We start from the raw sequence: 17302 nt of genomic DNA, 5'->3' as shown, positions 1-17302 counted from the left end.
CCCTGCGCATCAACGGACATAACTACATCCAGGTCTAGTTCAACAGGGCCACCTGCCTGGCCTGCCCCGTGCGTCCCCAGTGCACCGACGCGGTCAGCGGTCCGTGCTCACTCGCGCTGCTGCCCACCCGCGAACTGCATGAGATCCAGCAGCGCAACCGTCTCGACCAGCGCACCGGGGACTGGCAGCGCAGGTACGCGATCCGCGCCGGCATAGAAGCCACCCTCTCCCAGAACGTCCGCACCTACGGCCTGCGCCGAACCCGCGACCGAGGCCTGCCGAAAACGCACATCGGACACGTCCTGACCGCACTGGCCTGCAACGTCACCCGCATCACCGACTGGATCAACGAACCGACCCGCCCCCGCCGGACACCCAGCCACTTCCACACCCTCTGCACCGCCCCCAGCTGACCCCGGCAAGATCACCAACAGAGTCACGGCATTGGCACTAGGGCCTGTCCGGCGGACCATGACGCCAGGTGCCGTCCGCCGACCAGCGGCGATGCCGTTCGTAGGCGGTCCTCCAGGAGCCGTAACGATCCGGCAGGTGCCGCCACGGGACACCGGTGCGGATCCGGAACAGGATCCCGTTGAGGCACCTGCGGTGGTCGTTCCACCGGCCTCCCCGGCCACCTGAAGGCGGCAGATACGGCTTTAGCAGCGACCACTCGCGATTCGTCAGATCCCCCCGACCCATGACCGAACCAACGAACGACCTGTCGAAAAGTCCCATGATCCGCCGGACAGGACGTAGCTCTGAATATCCGTAGTCGCCGCGAAGACGCACCGCCTACGCTCCATCACATGCGCAGCGTTTTCGTGTTCCCCGCAGGTGACCCGTTCGGTGACGGGCGAGGAGGGGCAGGCCGCCAGGGCTTTTGCGGCTCCGTCTCGGCCTGAGCGTTTTGATTCTCGCGCTCGCGGAGGCTCCGCCCGCCGGATATTCGGAGGGCGGAGCCTCCACGGTCACGGTTGCTTGTCGGCATGACCGGCGGTCACAGCTCCTTCGCGTAGGTGTCCTGGTACGTCGCCCTCCCTCCGAACACGTTGAGGCCGATGTGTCCGCTCGTGTACGTCGTGTCCGTCACGTCGATGATCCGGGTGCCGTTGAGGAACACCTGGATGCGGTCGCCCTCGGTGAGGATGCGGACGGAGTACGTCGTGCCGCGGCGGACCAGGGCCGGGACGCGGGCGAGGGCAGCGCTGTCGTCGAAGTAGCCGTTGGCCTTGGCGACCAGGCGGATCACGCGCAGGTCGGGGTCGATGTTGAGGCAGTAGGCGTCGGCGCCGTCGGAGGAGGCGCGCCAGAGGAGGGAGAGGGCTCCGCCCGTGTCCGGGTCGGGGCCGCCGAGCCGGACCTGGGTGGTGAGGTCCAGGTCCGTCGCCGTGCGGGACGAGATCGCGTTGGAGTCCTGGTCGAAGGTTCCGGCGCGGCCCGCGCTGTCCGTCGACCAGCGGCCGGCGGGGGTGATCGTCAGGTTGCCGAGGTCCGAGCGGAATTCACCACCTCTCGGGGCGGCCACCAGCGGCTTCACCCGATCCACCAGGCGGAAGGTGCTGGCCAGCCTGTGCACCTTGAGCGAGTCGACGTGTGCGGTGCCGCCCTTGGCGTAGAAGGCCATGCCGTCGGCGTCCGGGCCGGGGAAGACCAGACTGGTCACGGTGGCCTGTCCGTCCGCGCCGAATGCCTCGACCGACGACGAGTCGACGTACACGCGCAGGGTCACGCGGCCGTCGGTCGTCTTCATCGGCGCGGTGGTGCGGCCCGTGAAGTACTGCGTGAAGTCGCTCAGGCCCGATGCCGAGCGGTCCACGAACAGTTCCTGCGCCTCGGCGTCGTATCCGACTGTCGTGTGCTGGTCGTCGTCGGTCCGGAGCCGGAAGCCGATCTCCGTGGCGGTGCCGAGGGTGATCTCCGCCTCGATCTCGTAGGCGATGTCCCGGACTCCCGCGAGCGGGTTCGCGGAGCCGGGGCCGACGGCGAGGTTCTTGCGGGTCGTGGTGGACGTGCGCAGCGTGACCAGCTCCGGGACCGGGCGCTGTGCCAGGCGTACGCCGTCGGCGGTGTCCGTGAGGGTCAGTTCGCGGGGGGTGCTCAACTGGCCGTTCCAGCCGCCGGTCGGGGCACTGAAGGGGTAGTCCCAGTTACTCATCCAGCCGAGCCAGACGCGGCGGCCGTCGGGCAGGCCGTAGAAGGACATGGCGGCGTAGTAGTCACGGCCGGAGTCGGCGCGCAGGACCGTGCCGGCCTTCTGGTCGGGAGTGAAAGCGATGCCGTTCCACTCACCCGTGAAGCACTGGGCGGCCGAGCCGTTCGTGGCGCGTACGGCACCTGTGCTCAGGGTGAGGACCCACTTCACCTTGTCCTTGTCGCCGTCGACCGGCAGCGGGAAGAAGTCGGGGCACTCCCAGACGCCTGGCGTGGCCCAGTCGCCGTAGCCGAAGGAGCTGACCTGGGTCCAGGTGAGGAGGTCGGTGGAGGTGAAGAAGCGGATGTGGTCGCCGCCGGAGACGACCATCAGCCACTGGTCGTGAGCCTCGTCGCGGATGACCTTCGGGTCGCGGAAGGTCCAGCCGGCGTCGGGGCCTCCCGGGTTCTGCACGGCCGGGGTCGAGCCGCCGTGCCACTGCCACGAGCGGCCCCTGTCCCCGCTGTAGGCGATGCGCACGCCGGCATTTCCGCCCGGCTTGTCCGGGTGATAGCTGGTGTAGTACGCGATCAGGCCCGAGCCACCGTCGAAGAGGCCGGAGGTGTCGTCCGCGTCCACCACCGCCGATCCCGACCAGCAGTTGCCGTAGTCGTTCCAGGGCAGGGCGATCGGCAGGGCCTGCCAGTGGACAAGGTCCGTGCTCACGGCGTGCGCCCAGCGGCCCTCGTCCTGGTGGAAGAGGTGGTATTCGCCGTCGTAGCGGACCAGGCCGTTGGGGTCGCTGGTGGAGCCGGTGAGCTGGGAGTAGTGGTACGTGGGGCGATACGGCTCGGTGAAGTAGTCGGCGGTGCTGTGGACTTCGACGTTCTGGAAGTACGACGTCCCGTGCGCGGCCGTGGTGCCGACGGTGGCGCACGTGGTGCGGGACACACGGGTTTTCAGCGCCCGTACGCCGTCCACGTACACCTCGATGGTCTTGCTTGTGGCTCGGGCCTCGACGCGGTAGGTGCCGCCGGAGGCGATGCGCCGGACCGGGCCAGCGGCGGAGGCGAGGCGGGCACCGGAGGAGCGGTCCAGCAGGACGACGGAGTTGCGGCCGGCTTCCAGGCGGGCTTCGTAGCCGCCGGAGCCGTTCGCGGACGCGCGCAGGACGAGGCCGGCCGAGGAGGAGGGGCCACCGGGTGTGATGTCTGCCCTCGCCACCAGGTCGCCGTCGGTGAAGGGGGCCGTGCGCAGGCCGTCCTCGCCGCGGATGCCGCGCAGGTCGGGGGTCCAGGTGCCGGAGCGGGCGGTCCAGCCCTGGAGGTCGGTGGCGAGGTCGGCCGCGGCGATGTTCTCGAAGGACACTGCTCCGGCCGATGCCGTGACGGCGAGTCGGCCCTTGGCGTGGGTGGAGTCCTGGGCGGTGACGACGGGGCTGTAGCCGTCGGGAGAGAGGAAGTTGGTCTGCCAGTGCACGCGCAGTTCGTCGCGTTCGGCTTCGAGGCGCAGGCGGTAGACCGTGTCGGCCTTGATGGTGGTCGCGTACGTGCCGAGGGTGACGTTGCCGTCGATGCGGTAGAGCCTCAGCCTGCCCTGGTCCGCGTCGACCTGGACGCCGTAGCCGTGCGTGGCCGTGGCGTCGGTGCGCACCAGCAGTGAGGCGATGGCGGAAGCGTCGTGCAGGAGCAGGTCGGCCTGGAGCGCGGTGTCGTACGACTTGGTCGTGGTGATGGCGCGGGCGATGGCTCCCTGGGTCGGGGCCGCGCGCCAGCCCAGCGGACTCGCCGTCCAGGTGCCGCCGCTCGTGGTCCAGCCGGTGAGGTCGGTGGTGACCGAGGAGAGGGAGGGCGGGCCGAAGGTGACCTTGCCGCCCTGGGCGAGCAGGCCCACCGAGCCGGTGTCGTGGCGGTGGTCCTCGATGTGGAGGAGCCGCTTGCCGTCGACTTGCACCGTCAACTCGGGTCCGTCGACTGCCACTTCGAGGTCATGGGGCTTGCCGGCCCGCGCGCCCGGAAGTGGAGCGGTGGCGAGTGTGTCGCCGCCGGCCAGGTCGTAGAGCCGTACACGGGAGCGGCCCGGGTCGAGGGCGACCGCGTACCCGGTCGAGCCGTCCAGGGCTGCCCTGAACACCAACGCACCTGTGGAGGAAGAGGATTGGGGCGTGACGCGGGCCGCGTACGTGCCCTTGGCCGCGAGTTGCTGCTCGGACAGGACGAGGGCGGGCCCGCGACGGCCGGCGGTCGCCTGCTGGCCTCCGTCGGAGGTGCGGGTCCAGCTGCCGGTGACGGGGACGGGGTCAGGAATCGGGGTGGCGGCGGAGGTCGCTCCGGCGGCCTGTGCTGCGGGGAGGATGCCTCCGAGAGGCAGCAGGGTGGCGGCGGTTCCTCCGGCGAGCAGGAGGGTACGGCGGGACACGCTCATGGCAGCTCCTGAGGAGAGCGGGGGAAGGTGGGCCACGGCCCGGGGGGACGTTCACCCCGCGGGCCGTGGCCGTGTGTAAGACCGTCACGGCCACAGCGGCCGGGGTCCGTCGGTGAAGGCCGACGCCATCTGCCAGGCGTCGAACCGCTCCAGGGTCACGTCGCCGTCGGCACCGATACCGACGCCCGTCGCCTCGTCCGGGTGGGTGGGATAGATGCGGGCGGTGAGAGAGCGGCCGTTGGCGAAGATCTCCAGCGCGGAGTGGTCGACGAGGACGCGCAGGTCCACCCGGCCGTCCTCGCCCAGCGGGAGCTCGCCGTACCGGGGTTCGATGTCGACCGTCGGATCGAGGCTGCTCGTCTCGCGGTGCAGCAGGAGAGTGCCGCCCCCGTCGTGCGTCCGGCTCACCTCCACGACTGTGCGTTCCGCGCCGTCCGGTGTCTCGCGGACCACGAGCCGGGCGGTCGATCCGGGGGCGAGGCGCAGCGTGGTCTCGATGTCCAGCTGGTCCCCGCGTACGGCGCCAAGTCGGGTGTACGGCTCGGTCAGCGCGCCCGGCGCCACCTCCTCGCACTCCCTCCGCAACTCGGTCAACTCCGGCACCGGCGCCTGGTCCAGGCGGCCGTCCGCACCGAGCCTGACGACCCGCGGCAGGGACATCACTCCGCTCCAGCCGGCCTCCGCGGCCGCCTCGTCGGTGCGGCCCTCCTGGAGCCAGCCGAACATGATGCGGCGGCCGTGCTCGTCGCGGGTGGACTGGGGGGCGTAGAAGTAGCGGCCGCCGTAGTCGAGGCGGTGGAGGGCGGTCGGGGTGAACGTGTCGCTCTTGTAGTGGCCGGTCCAGTACAGGGGGTGGTGGGTGGTGCCCTCGTCCCAGGCGGAGAAGGCCAGCACGTCGGTGCTGCCGGTCTCCTCGTCCTCGCCGAGCCGGAAGAGGTCGACGCACTCCCACATCGTGCCGGTCCAGTCGAGCTCGCCACGGTTCTGCGAGGCGTCACCGGTCAGCAGGGGGCCGACGTAGCGCCAGCCGCGCAGGTCGTCGGATTCGTACAGGAATGCCGTTCCGCCGGCGCCCCGGATTCCCGAGCCCACCAGTTGCCGCCACACCTCGCCCTCCCGCCACACGCAGTGGTCGCGGAAAGCCGTGATGTCGGTGCCCTCCGGTGGGGCGGCGATGACCGGGTTGGCCGGGTCCTTGGTCCAGTACCGCAGGTCGGCCGATCCCCTGGCCACGCAGGGGAGTTCATGCTCGCCGTGCCTGCCCGAGTAGACGAGCGTGGGCACTCCCCCGTCGTCGACCAGGACACCGGACCAGCAGCCGTCGCGGTCGGGGCCGGTGGTGCCGGGGACGAGGGCGACCGGCTCATCGGCCCAGTGCACAAGGTCGGTACTGGTGGCGTGGCCCCAGTGGATGCGGTGGTGGGCGGCGGCGAGCGGGTTGTACTGGTAGAAGAGGTGGTAGACGCCGTTCCAGTGGCTCAGGCCGTTGGGGTCGTTAAGCCAGCCGCCGGGCGAGGTGAAGTGGAAGCGGGGGCGGTGGGGGTCGCGCAGGGCGCGTTCGGCCAGCCCCTCGGCGGTGTGGCTGCCGGAGGGGAGGGTGACTTCGTGGGTCATGCGGCGGTGGTCTCCGCTTTCTCGGTGGCGTCGGTGGCCTCGCCGTCCGGCCGGTCGGTGGCCTTCAGGACGCGGCGGGCGATGTCGGAGGCGGGTGCGCGCAGGTGGCAGCGCACCCAGTGGGGCTGTCCGTCGTTCTCGCCGACGATGTGGCGGACGGTTTCGGTACGGCTGCACGTGCCGTCGTCGCCGTAGGGGCAGGACGTGGGGTTGAGGATCGCCTCGCGCAGGCGGGCGCGCTCGACGGGGTCGTAGCTGCCGGTCCGTTCGGGGTCGGGTACGGCGGACAGCAGCAGGCGGGTGTAGGGGTGGGCGGGGGCGTCCATGACGGCCAACGCGTCGCCGCCCTCGACGAGTTCGCCGGCGAACATGACCATCGTGGTGTCGGCGAGATAGCGGGCGGAGCCCAGGTCGTGCGTGATGTAGAGCATGGCGATGTTCCGCTCGTCGCGCAGGCGCCGCATCAGGTTGAGCACGCCGACGCGCACGGAGACGTCCAGCATGGACGTCGGTTCGTCGGCCAGGATGAGGCGCGGTTCCACCGCCAGCGCGCGGGCGATGGAGACGCGCTGACGCTGGCCGCCGGAGAGTTCGTGCGGGTAGGACTGGAGCATGTCCTCGGTCAGGCCGACCGTTTTCATCAGCTCGCGCAGCGCCTCCGGTGCGGCGGAGTGGCCGTGCAGGACGAGCGCCCGGGTGAGGAAGTGCTCGATACGGTGGACGGGGTTGAGTGAGCCGAAGGGGTCCTGGAAGACCATCTGGACCTTGTGGCGGTACGCCCGTGACACCCGGTGCCGCTCGGTGCGCAGGATGTCCTCGCCGTCGAGCAGCACCTGTCCGGCGGAGGGCTGTTCGAGGCGGGCGAGGCAGCGGGCGATGGTGGACTTGCCGCTGCCCGACTCGCCGACCAGGGCGGTGATCCGGCCGGCGGGGAGATCGAAGGAGACGTCGTTGACGGCTCGGACACGGCGCCGGGAGAAGACGGTGCCGACCTGGAAGTCCTTGGTCAAACCGCGGACGGACAGCAGGGGTTCGGTCATCGGGAGGCTCCCTGGGCACTCTGGGCCACCCACCGGCCGGTGGCGATCTCGCGCAGGTCGGGGATGTTCATGGAGCAGTCCGAGCGGTCCTCGGGACAGCGGACGTGGAAGCCGCAGCTGTCGGCGGTGCGCGGGGCGTCGAAGAGGCCGGTGAGCTCCTGGCGCGGGCCGGTCAGCGGCGGGAAGGCGTTCATCAGCGCCTCGGTGTAGGGGTGGAGCGGTCCCGCGAACAGGTCCTTGGCGTCGGCGAGTTCGACGATCCGTCCGCCGTACATCACGCCCATGCGGTCCGACAGCTCGATCATCAGGGACATGTCGTGGGTGATGAAGAGGATGGAGAAGCCCAGCTCCCGCTGGAGGTCGCGGATCTGCGCCATGATCTCCTGCTGCACGACCACGTCGAGCGCGGTGGTCGGCTCGTCCATGATCAGCAGCCTTGGCTTCAGGGCCACGGCCATGGCGATGACCACGCGCTGGCGCATACCGCCGGAGAGCTGGTGCGGGTACGCCTTCAGCCTTCCCGGGTCGATGCCGACCAGCTGGAGCAGCTCGCCGGCCCGCTCCCGCGCGGCCCGCTTCCTCATCCGCTCGTGGGTGGTGAAGATGTCGACGATCTGCTCGCCGATGGTCAGGACGGGGTTGAGCGAGTTCATCGCCGACTGGAAGACCATGGCGATCTCCCGCCACCGGAAGGCGCGCAGCTCCCGTGCGTCCAGGGCGAGGACGTCACGGCCCTGGAAGCGGATGCTGCCCGCGGTGATCTCCGCCGGGGGCTTGAGCAGTCGCATCACCGCGTTGGCGATGGTCGACTTGCCGCAGCCGGATTCTCCGGCGAGGCCGAAGACCTCTCCGGCGCCGATGGAGAAGGAGACGCCGTCGGCGCCCACGACGGTGCGTCCGTCGCCGCGGTATTCGACACGGAGGCCGTTCACCTCAAGTACGGGTTCCATGGCTCAGCCCCTCCTCTCACGGCGGGCACGGCGGTTGCGCAGCCTGGGGTTGGTGATCTCGTCGACCGCGTAGTTGACCAGCGCGATGGCGAAGGCGACGAGGGCGATGCACAGTCCGGAGGGGACGAAGGCCCACCACGCGCCGGTCATCAGCGCGCCGTCGTTGCTGGCCCAGTACAGGTTGGTGCCCCAGCTGACGACGCTGCTGTCGCCGAGGCCGAGGAACTCCAGGCCGGCCTGGGCGCCGATGCCGAAGATCACGCAGCCGAGCAGCGTGGTCATCACCACGGACGCCATGTTGGGCAGGATCTCGCGGAACATGATCCGCAAGGGGCGCTCGCCGGTGACGACGGCGGCGGCCACGAAGTCCTTGCCGCGGATCGACTTGGCCTGCGCGCGCAGGACCCGGGCCGAGCCCGCCCAGCCGGTGACGACGAGGACCAGGATCACGGTGGAGGTCCCGGGCGGCAGGAACGCGGCCAGGATGATGAGCAGCGGGAGGCCGGGCAGCAGCAGGAAGATGTTGGTGACCAGGGTCAGCGCGTCGTCGACGACGCGGCCGAAGTACGCGGCCGCTAGACCGACGACGATGGCGACCGCGGTCGCCACGAGCCCCACGGTGAAGCCGACGAAGAGGGAACTGCGCGCACCCCACAGGGTGAGGGCGAGCACGTCCTGTCCCTTGGCGGTCGTACCGAGCCAGTGCGCGGCCGAAGGAGCCTGGCTGCCCGAGGAGTTGATGAACGACGGGTCACCCGGGGCGAGGACGGGTGCGAGCAGCGCCAGCAGCGCGAAGAGGACGAGCAGGATCAGCCCCGCCAGCGCCTTCTTGCTGTCGACGAGCTGGCGCAGCAGCCCGCGCCGGCGGGACGTGCGCGCGGGGGTGGTCGGCGTGGTGGCCGTCGCGATGTCTATGGCGGTCATGTCGGCAGCCTCCTCAGCGGACGCGGACGCGCGGGTCGAGGCGGACGTAGACGAGGTCGACGAGGAAGTTCGCGATCAGCACCGCCGCCGTGATCGTCAGGAAGATGCCCTGCATCAGCGGGTAGTCCAGGCCTTGGACGGCGATCAGCAGCTGGTAGCCGATGCCGGGGTAGGCGAACACGACCTCGGTGAGCAGGGCGCCGCCGACGACGAAGCCGAGTGCCATGCCGAAGTTGGTGACGGAGGGCAGCAGGGCGTTGCGGGCGGCGTAGCGGAACATGATCCGCGAAGGGCTGAGCCCCTTCGCCTCGGCCATCGTGATGTAGTCCTCGGCCGCCGTGGCGATCATGGTGTTGCGCATACCGAGCATCCAGCCGCCGATGGAGACCAGCACGATGGTCAGCCCGGGCAGCACCAGGTGGGTGGCGACGTTGGAGACGAACTCGGCGTTGAAGCCGGGGGTCAGTCCGACGTCGTAGGCGTGCCGCATGGGGAACCAGCCGAGGCTCACCCCGAACAGGTACAGCGCGCCCATCGCCAGCCAGAAGTACGGGAACGAGCCGACGAAGATCAGCAGGGGTGGGAAGGCGGAGTCGAGGACGCCGCCGCGCCGCCAGGCGGCGACGATGCCGAGCAGGTTGCCGAGCACGGCCGCGATGACGAGCGCGACGCCACCGAGCAGCAGGGTCCAGCCGATCTGCGAGCCGATCACGTCGGAGACCGGGGTCGGGAAGCGGGAGATGGAGATGCCGAGGTCTCCGGTGAAGACACTCTTGACGTAGGAGACGTACTGCTCCCAGAGAGGGCGGTTGTCGAGGCCGAAGAGTTTCCGCAACTGGGCTATCTGGTCGGGCTGCATGGTGCCCTGGGCCTGCGCGAACATCCGGGAGACCGGGTCGCCCGGCATGAAGCGCGGGAGAACGAAGTTCAGGGTGATGGAGGCCCAGAAGGCGAGCAGATAGAACCCCAGGTTGCGCAGGATGAGACGCACGGGTCGTGCTCCCTGTCGATGGGGGGTGAACGTGTGGCTCGGTGCGCGGGGGCGGCCGTCCGGGGAGGAGGGCGGCCGCCGGTCCGCGGGCGGCGTCAGCTCTTGACGGGCTTCAGCGAGGTGAGCACGAGGATCGTGCTGCCGTTGCGGTTGCCGAGGGTGGCGTACGGGTTCTTCTCGGTGGGCCAGCCGGTGAAGCGGGCGTCCGTGTACGCGCCCCACTCGGGGCCGGTGAACAGCGGGACGACGGGCGCGTCCTTGTTGTACAGCTCCTGCAGGCCGTTCATCTGCGCGGCCTGCGTCTTCTCGTCCGTGGCGGCGGCGAAGGCGTCGATGAGCTTGTCGGCCTTCTTGTCGCCGAAGCGGTGGTAGTTCTCCGTGGCCTGCTTGCCGACCGGCTGGACCATCTTGGTCGACATCACTCCGCGGAAGTACTCGTACGGGGTGGCGCCGTTGTTGCTCCACACGATGCCGGTGTCGAACGTGCCGGTGTTGTACGAAGACTGGACCGCCGACCAGTCGGGCGTCTTCACGGTGGCGGTGATGCCGACCTTCGCGAGGTCCTGCTTGATGATGTTGGCGACCGAGATCCAGTCGGAGGAGGCGGAGCCGACGGAGATGTCGAGCGTGAAGTTCTTGCCGTTCTTCAGCTTCCGCTTGCCGCCGCTCTCCTTGTAGCCGGCCGCGTCGAGGGCCTTGGCCGCCGCGGCGCTGTCGTACTTCGTCCAGGTGCAGGAGGATGCCAGCGAGGTGTCACGCCACTTGTCGTACGTGCGGGCCAGGCCCGTGCAGTCGGCGGGTTCGGCGTAGCCGTTCATCGCGACCTCGGTGATCTGGTCGCGGTCGACGGCCATGCTGAGCGCCTTGCGGACGGCCGGGTCGTCGAACGGCGCCCTGGTGGTGTTCAACTGCCAGTTGATCATGGCGCCGGTGGCCGGGAACCAGTAGTGGTTGTGCTTCTTGTCCTTGGCGACGAAGGACTTCTCGATGTCCGGGATGAACGACTGCGTCCAGTCCACCTCGCCGCTGGTGAAGGCGATGTTGGCGCTGTCGTTGCCGGAGAAGGCGAGCATCTGGATACCGGCGATCCGCTGCTTCGCGGGCTGCCAGTAGTCGGGGTTCTTGCGCAGCTCGTACGACTGGCTCTGGAACTTCTCGATCTTGGTGTACGGGCCGGTGCCGACCGGATTCGGGTTGGTGAACTTCGCCGGGTCCTTCACCTTGGACCAGATGTGCTTCGGCAGGATGTAGTGGTTACTGATCTCGTAGAAGGCGGTCGAGAACGCCTTGTTGAAGGAGAACTTCACCGTGTGGGCGTCGACCGCGGTGACCTTGTCCAGGTAGTCGAAGCCGCCCAGCACCTTCTTCTGGAGCTGGAAGGTGTAGACGACGTCGTCGGCGGTGAGCGCCTGGCCGTCCGACCACTTGACGCCGTCGCGCAGCGTGAAGGTGAGGGACTTGCCGTCCTTTGCCTGCTCCCACTTGGTGGCCAGCCACGGCGTGTCCTTGGCATCCGCCATGCTGTGCACGACCAGCGGCTCGTAGACCGCTTGGAGGGTCATGGGGGCGGCCTGCGGGGAGAGCGGGTTGAAGTTGCGCGTGAACGTCGCCAGATCCTCGCGCGGGATGGTGAGCAGCTGGTTGCCGGAGGTGTCACCGGCGCCGGAGGCGCCCGAGCCACCCGTACAGGCGGACAGGACCAGGGCTGCGCCGGCGGTAGCGGTGACCGCTCTCAGGACGGCTCGGGGCCGCCGTGAAGATATGCGGGAGGGTGCCATAATGGAGACTCTCTTCCTCTCTTCAACACACAGGACGAAGACGGGACGGGATTCCTCGGCGGACTGATTCGCAGTCAGACCGACGAGCGTTCGAGCAGCGGGCAGTCGATCGTCACCTGATGGGTGTCGAGCGGCTGCCCCGCTGCGAGAGCGGCGAGCATGTCGATGCCCTTGGTGCCCATGGCCTCGAAGGGCAGGGCGAGCGTCGTCAGCTTCGGCCGCAGATAGGCGGCGATGAGTTCCTGGTTGTCGAACCCCACCACGGCCACGTCGTGCGGGATGCGCAGCCCACGTTCCTTGATCGCGTCGTACGCGCCCATCGCCATCCGGTCGTTGCCGCAGAACAGCGCGGTCGGCCGGTCACCGGCCGGGCGGTCAAGCAGTTCACAGGCGGCGGTATAGGCGCTGTCGGCGGTGGCCCAACCGGGGATGACGAGGGAGGGGTCGGGGGTGATCCCGGCCTCGCGCAGGGCACGTTCGTATCCCTCGCGCCTGCCGATGGCGGCCGGGATCGCCGGGTCGAGGTTGATGAACCCGATGCGGGTGTGACCGGCGTCCAGGAGCCGGCGGGTCGCCTTGTATCCGCCCGACACCTCGTCGGGCAGGATGCACGGCACTTCACCTGCCGCGTCGTAGCAGTTGACGAGCACCGTCGGCACCTCCCGGGCGGCCTTGGGGAGCGTGACGGCGCGGTGCCAGGTCGTGGCGTACAGCAGCCCTTCCACCCGGTGCTCCAGCATCTGATCGAGCGCGGCGGCTTCCTGGGCGGGATCGCCCTCGCTCGCGGCGATCAGCAGGAACCTCCGGTCACCCCAGGCACGACTCTGCGCGCCCGTGATCATCTCCCCCGCGAACGGGCCGGTCACGATCTCGGTGATCAGCCCGAACCACCCGCTGCGGTTCGCGGCCAGCGCCCGCGCCCCGGCGTTGGGCCGGTAGCCGAGCTCGTCTATCGCCGCCAGGATCCGCCGACGGGTCTCCTCGGGGATGGCGGCGCCGGGCTTGTCGTTGAGGACGAAGGAGACGGTGGTCCGCGAGACACCCGCATGGCGCGCCACATCGCTCATGGTCACGCGCTGCGTGCTGTTCGTGGCCACTTCCAGTTCCTTTCGGCCAGCCGAGAGCGAGACAACGCCTCCGGTTTCGCGCTTTAATAACGCGCGTTACTTCCTTGTGGCAGGGAAGTTACGTCCGTCTTGAGCGGCATGTCAATACCTGCGCAAGGGCTGCATCAGGCCATCGATCCCGGTGCCCTCGCACCCGCACTCCTTCTGAGAGAGGCAGACAGTCACCATGGCCCGACCCCAGGCCCCCGTCAGTGTCACCGTCCTCGGCGAGTGCGTCGCCGACGCCTTCACCGACCCCGTCCGGTCCAGCGCCAGCGAGCTCGCGCTGCGAGCCCTGCCCGGTGGTGGCCCCGCCAACACCGCTGTCGCTCTCGCCCGGCTCGGCACCCCCACCCGCTTCCTCGGGCGCTTCTCCACGGATGTCTTCGGCACCCTCTTCCGTGCCCGCCTCAGCGCCTCCGGCGTCGACCTGACCGGCAGCGTGACCGCCCCCGAGCCCAGCACCCTCGCCGTCGCCGACCTCGACGAGAGCGGCCAGGCCACGTACACCTTCTACGCCGACAGCGCGGCCGACTGGCAGTGGACCGACGAAGAACTCACCGCCACGGGGCCGGAGAGCGCGGCCTGCCTGCACACCGGCTCCCTGGCCCTCATACGCCAACCCGGCGGCACCCGCATCGAGGACCACCTCGCCAAGGCCCGCGAGCACGTCACCGTGTCCATCGACCCCAACGTCCGTCCCCTGCTCGTACCACCCGCCGCCTACCGCGAACGGCTCCCCCACTGGTGCGCCCTCGCCGACATCCTCCGCCTCAGCGAGGACGACCTCGCGCTGCTCCTGCCCGGCGTCAACCCCGAGGAGGCGTGCGACACCTGGCATGCCGCCGGCGCGCGCCTCGTCGTCATCACCTTCGGCGGGAGGGGCGCCCTCGCCTCCCTCGACGGTCTCCGCGTCGCCGTCCCGGCGCCGACCGTGGACGTCGTCGACACCGTCGGCGCCGGAGACTCCTTCACCGCCGGCCTGCTCCACCGACTCGCCGCCCTCGGACACCTCGGCGGCCGACTCGACGCACTGAACCCCGAAGACCTCGCCGACGCCTGCACCTTCGCCGCTCGCGTCGCCGCCCTGACCTGCTCAGTGCCCGGCGCGAACCCGCCTCTGGCGGATGCGGCTGGGCTCAGAGCCGGGGAGGATGGGCTCCTGTCCCATGCCTGAACGCGACATGCCCCGTTCCCGCAGCCATGACTGCGGGAAGCCTTGGATGCTCCCTCATCTGCTGGCGGAAGCTCTGCTCACCCCGGTGACAAGTGGTCATCCCAAGCACGGAGTACGGCGCCGAGTAGACACCGGTGGGTCGCGATCCAGTCGGCCGGTAGGTCAATCGGCACCCGAACGGTCACCATGGAGGCGAGATCGTCTTCAACCACCACCTCAGGACAGTCACGCTCGCTGCTGAGATGGATGAAGATGGACGGTCCACGCTGGACATGCAACCAGGCGATGTCCTCGCCGGCCTCAAGACGATCCAGGGCATCGCCCCACGAAGTCAGCCGTGACCGCCACAGCGAGAGATTCACGCGTCCGGCGACGAATGGCGTGTCAACGACGACCTCCGCGGCGAGCCCTCCAGCCACACCCTGCAGAGCGCCGAGCACCGTGATGCGAACGCTGTTGCCCTCGTCGTCACAGAACAGCGCCAGATCCAGCTGCGCTGCCGTCTCCAAGTCGCGTCCCATCAGCATGCAGCGATCTTGACGCACGTCCGGTCAGCTGACCAGTGACCCGGACCTGCGCCCACTCATTTCGTTAGGAGTTCTTAAGGCCCAACCTGCGGTCACGGCACGAGGTCTCGCCCTGCGGGCGACACCTCCCCCTGCCCTGCTCCGCAGGAGGCCGTTTCCCTCTCCGGCGTAAACGCCGGAGCCTCCACAGACGAATCTGATGGCCGGCACCGCTGTCGACGACACGCCCTTGCTGGTGAGGGGTGTGGTCGTCGCGCGCACCGAGGTCGACCGGGTCGCGCAGGCGAACTTCTATCTGGATCCGGTCGAGCAGGGAGGTGCGGGAACTGCCCGCCGGTCAGCGGGAGATGGAGGAATCACGCTCCGAAAATCCGTGCCCTCATTCGCACCCCTCGGCGACCGCCGAGCCGTTCCACCTCGCGCGACCGCGCGTCCCACGAGGCCGATGACGGCCCGCCGAATCGATACACCCACCACAGCACTTCACCTCGTCGGCGACGGAAACCGTCCGATCGGAAATTTGTCAACTCCGATCACTTGTGACCGTTTCCAATGAGAGGGTTTAGCCCCTCGCCCGGGCCGTGCAGGATGGGACCGTGTTAGGCAACCTCCCAGTGATGACAACCAGCTTTGTCGGCCGCGACAGCGAACTCGACACAGTCAAAACGGCGTTGGCGCAGCAGCGGTGCGTCACGCTCACCGGTGGTGGCGGTGTCGGGAAGAGCCGGCTGGCGCTGCGTGCCGCGGAGGAGATCCGGGGGCAGTACGCCGACGGGGTCTGGTGGGTCGACCTGTCCAACCTCTACGACGACCGGTTGTTCACCGCCACGGTCTGCGACGCCGTCGATCTCCTGGACCACAATCCGCGTGCCCCGGTCGAGGCGCTGTGCGAGTGGCTGACCGGGCGGCAGATCCTGCTCGTCTTCGACTGCTGCGAACGCGTGTTGGCCTCCTGCCTGCTCCTGGTGAGTGAACTCCTCGCCGCCGCACCGCAGTTGACCGTCCTCGCCACCAGCAGACAGGCCATCGGTGTCCGGGGTGAGCGCCGCATCGAGGTGGCGCCGCTCTCCATGGACGAGGGTGGCGACGGAGATGCCGTACGGCTGTTCCGGGAGCGTTGTGCCACGGCCGCGCCCGCGGTGTCGCTCGACTCCCCCGGCTCCGCCGAAGCCGTCGACGCCATCTGCCGCCGGCTGGAGGGCATCCCGCTCGCGGTCGAACTCGCCTGTGCGCGCCTGCGGGAGAGCAGTCTCACGGAGATCGCCGAGCGCCTCGGCTCACGGCTGGACACGCTCGTGGACGAGACGGTGTGGCCCAGGCGGCACCGAGCGCTTCGTACAGCGATCGGCTGGAGCCATGAACTGTGCTCTCCGCTCGAGCGGTTGCTGTGGGCCAGGCTCTCCGTCTTCCGAGGACCGCTCGACATGGCCGACGCGCAGTCCGTCTGCGCGGGCGGCCCGCTCGATGCCGACGACATCCCGTGGCTCCTCGAGCGACTGGTCGACCAGTCGGTGCTCCAACAGGTGGGCACCCGCTACCGAATGCTCGACACGCTGTGCGAGTACGGAGCCATGTGGCTCGCGGAACTCGGCGAGGAGGACGCCCTCGCCCGGCTCCATGCCGCGCACTTCGCCGCCATGTTGGCCGACGCCGAGGCCGGTTGGCTCAGTGACCAGCAGGTCGCCTGGTACGCGCGGATCTCCGCGACCCACGCCGACGTACGCGCCGCACTCGACCATCTCATCGAGGCGGATCCCGACGCGGCCGTCGAGATGGCCGGTCGTACGGGCCTGTTCTGGCCCTGCTGCGGGCACCTCCACGAATCCCGCGACTATCTCGAACGCGTCCTCGCCCTCGACACTCCCAAGGGCCCGTCCCGCACCCGCGCGCTCTGGGCCCTCGGCATCACGCTCACCCTCCAGGGCGACCACCGGACCGCCCTGCGCATCGGCGAGGAGTGCACCGAAGCTGCGCGGGAGGACGGCACCCCGCAGTCCGAGCTCTTCGCCGCCCACACCCTCGGCCTCACCCACCTCATGGCCGGCCGCCCGGAGGCCGCGTACGACGTGTGCGATCACGCCCTGATCGCCCACGGCACGTCACCGCCGTCGGGTGCGCCGCAGCTCTGCTGCATGGTGATCCGGACCTTCGCCCACTCCGCGCTGGGCCGGCTGGCCGAGGCCTACGAAGCGGCCATCGCGCTGCGCCGTCTCAGCGTCCGGTACGGCGAGCACTGGGCGCGGTCGTACGCGTTCCACCAACTCGCGTTCATAGACCTCCTCCAGGGCCGTGCGCACGACGCCGAACTCCATGCCCGGGCCATGCTCACCAGCAAGCACAACCTCAACGACAATCTCGGCATCGCCCTCGCCCTCGACCTCCTCACCGGAGCGAACGCGGTCCAGGGCAACGGCATCGCGGCCGCGCGCACGTCCGGCACCGGCAACACGTTCTGGCGCATGCTCGGTCACCCGAACCACGGCACACCCGAACTCTCCGAGGTCCGCGACCAGTGGGAACTCCAGGCCCGCAAGTCGGTCGGGGACGACGCCTACGACAAGGCCTTCACCAACGCCCTGCATCATGACGCCGAACAGGGCCTCGCCCTCGTGATGCAGGGCCCGCTCGCCTCCTGACCGT

11 protein-coding genes and 2 pseudogenes are annotated in these 17302 nt (G+C 69.4%); 3 read left to right on the top strand and 10 right to left on the bottom strand.

Annotated features, from left to right (window positions below; all coding sequences use genetic code 11):
* Positions 1 to 50: 50 nt before the first annotated feature.
* A pseudogene (locus tag OG714_RS50935) lies at positions 51 to 413 on the top strand (transposase); the annotation flags it as partial.
* A gap of 64 nt (positions 414 to 477) precedes the next feature.
* On the opposite strand, the pseudogene OG714_RS50930 reads toward OG714_RS50935, so the two are convergent.
* From OG714_RS50930 to OG714_RS50890, 9 genes and pseudogenes are all read right to left on the bottom strand, one after another.
* Positions 478 to 699 (bottom strand): annotated as a pseudogene (locus OG714_RS50930) (transposase); the annotation flags it as partial.
* A 298-nt stretch (positions 700 to 997) separates the two neighbouring features.
* Positions 998 to 4555, bottom strand: a complete 3558-nt coding sequence (locus tag OG714_RS50925; protein ID WP_406131312.1) for a GH32 C-terminal domain-containing protein — start codon at positions 4553 to 4555, stop codon at positions 998 to 1000.
* Positions 4556 to 4639: 84 nt separating this feature from the next.
* Positions 4640 to 6169: a glycoside hydrolase family 32 protein gene (locus OG714_RS50920; RefSeq protein WP_406131311.1), complete on the bottom strand. Its 1530-nt coding sequence runs from the start codon at positions 6167 to 6169 to the stop codon at positions 4640 to 4642.
* Complete coding sequence (locus OG714_RS50915; protein WP_406131310.1) at positions 6166 to 7209, bottom strand: ATP-binding cassette domain-containing protein; 1044 nt, start codon at positions 7207 to 7209, stop codon at positions 6166 to 6168. The genes OG714_RS50920 and OG714_RS50915 overlap by 4 nt, the downstream gene beginning before the upstream one ends.
* Positions 7206 to 8159, bottom strand: coding sequence for an ABC transporter ATP-binding protein (locus OG714_RS50910; protein WP_406131309.1), 954 nt, complete (start codon positions 8157 to 8159; stop codon positions 7206 to 7208). Before OG714_RS50910 ends, OG714_RS50915 begins: the two co-directional genes overlap by 4 nt.
* Before the next feature lie 3 nt (positions 8160 to 8162).
* Positions 8163 to 9083, bottom strand: coding sequence for an ABC transporter permease (locus OG714_RS50905; RefSeq protein WP_406131308.1), 921 nt, complete (start codon positions 9081 to 9083; stop codon positions 8163 to 8165).
* A 13-nt stretch (positions 9084 to 9096) separates the two neighbouring features.
* Entirely contained in the window at positions 9097 to 10074 is a 978-nt protein-coding gene (locus tag OG714_RS50900) for an ABC transporter permease (protein ID WP_406131307.1), read from the bottom strand.
* 95 nt (positions 10075 to 10169) lie between these two features.
* Complete coding sequence (locus tag OG714_RS50895; protein ID WP_406131306.1) at positions 10170 to 11852, bottom strand: ABC transporter substrate-binding protein; 1683 nt, start codon at positions 11850 to 11852, stop codon at positions 10170 to 10172.
* Between the two features lie 74 nt (positions 11853 to 11926).
* The gene (locus OG714_RS50890) at positions 11927 to 12949 is read right to left on the bottom strand and encodes a LacI family DNA-binding transcriptional regulator (RefSeq protein ID WP_406131305.1); all 1023 of its coding nucleotides are present in this window, start codon (positions 12947 to 12949) and stop codon (positions 11927 to 11929) included.
* Between the two features lie 196 nt (positions 12950 to 13145).
* On the opposite strand from OG714_RS50890, the gene OG714_RS50885 reads away from it, so the two are divergent.
* Positions 13146 to 14135 (top strand): carbohydrate kinase, encoded by a 990-nt coding sequence (locus OG714_RS50885; protein WP_406131304.1) that lies wholly within the window; start codon positions 13146 to 13148, stop codon positions 14133 to 14135.
* A gap of 77 nt (positions 14136 to 14212) precedes the next feature.
* On the opposite strand, the gene OG714_RS50880 is transcribed toward OG714_RS50885, so the two are convergent.
* Positions 14213 to 14662: a DUF5959 family protein gene (locus OG714_RS50880; protein WP_406131303.1), complete on the bottom strand. Its 450-nt coding sequence runs from the start codon at positions 14660 to 14662 to the stop codon at positions 14213 to 14215.
* 617 nt (positions 14663 to 15279) lie between these two features.
* Here OG714_RS50880 and OG714_RS50875 point away from each other — a divergent pair.
* On the top strand, positions 15280 to 17298 hold the full coding sequence (locus tag OG714_RS50875; protein ID WP_406131302.1) for an ATP-binding protein: 2019 nt from the start codon (positions 15280 to 15282) through the stop codon (positions 17296 to 17298).
* Positions 17299 to 17302 lie beyond the last annotated feature (4 nt).

It is taken from the genome of Streptomyces sp. NBC_00989, assembly GCF_045162655.1.
In the GTDB taxonomy this organism is placed as follows: domain Bacteria; phylum Actinomycetota; class Actinomycetes; order Streptomycetales; family Streptomycetaceae; genus Streptomyces.
This window is presented reverse-complemented; position numbering and strand designations above follow the sequence as displayed.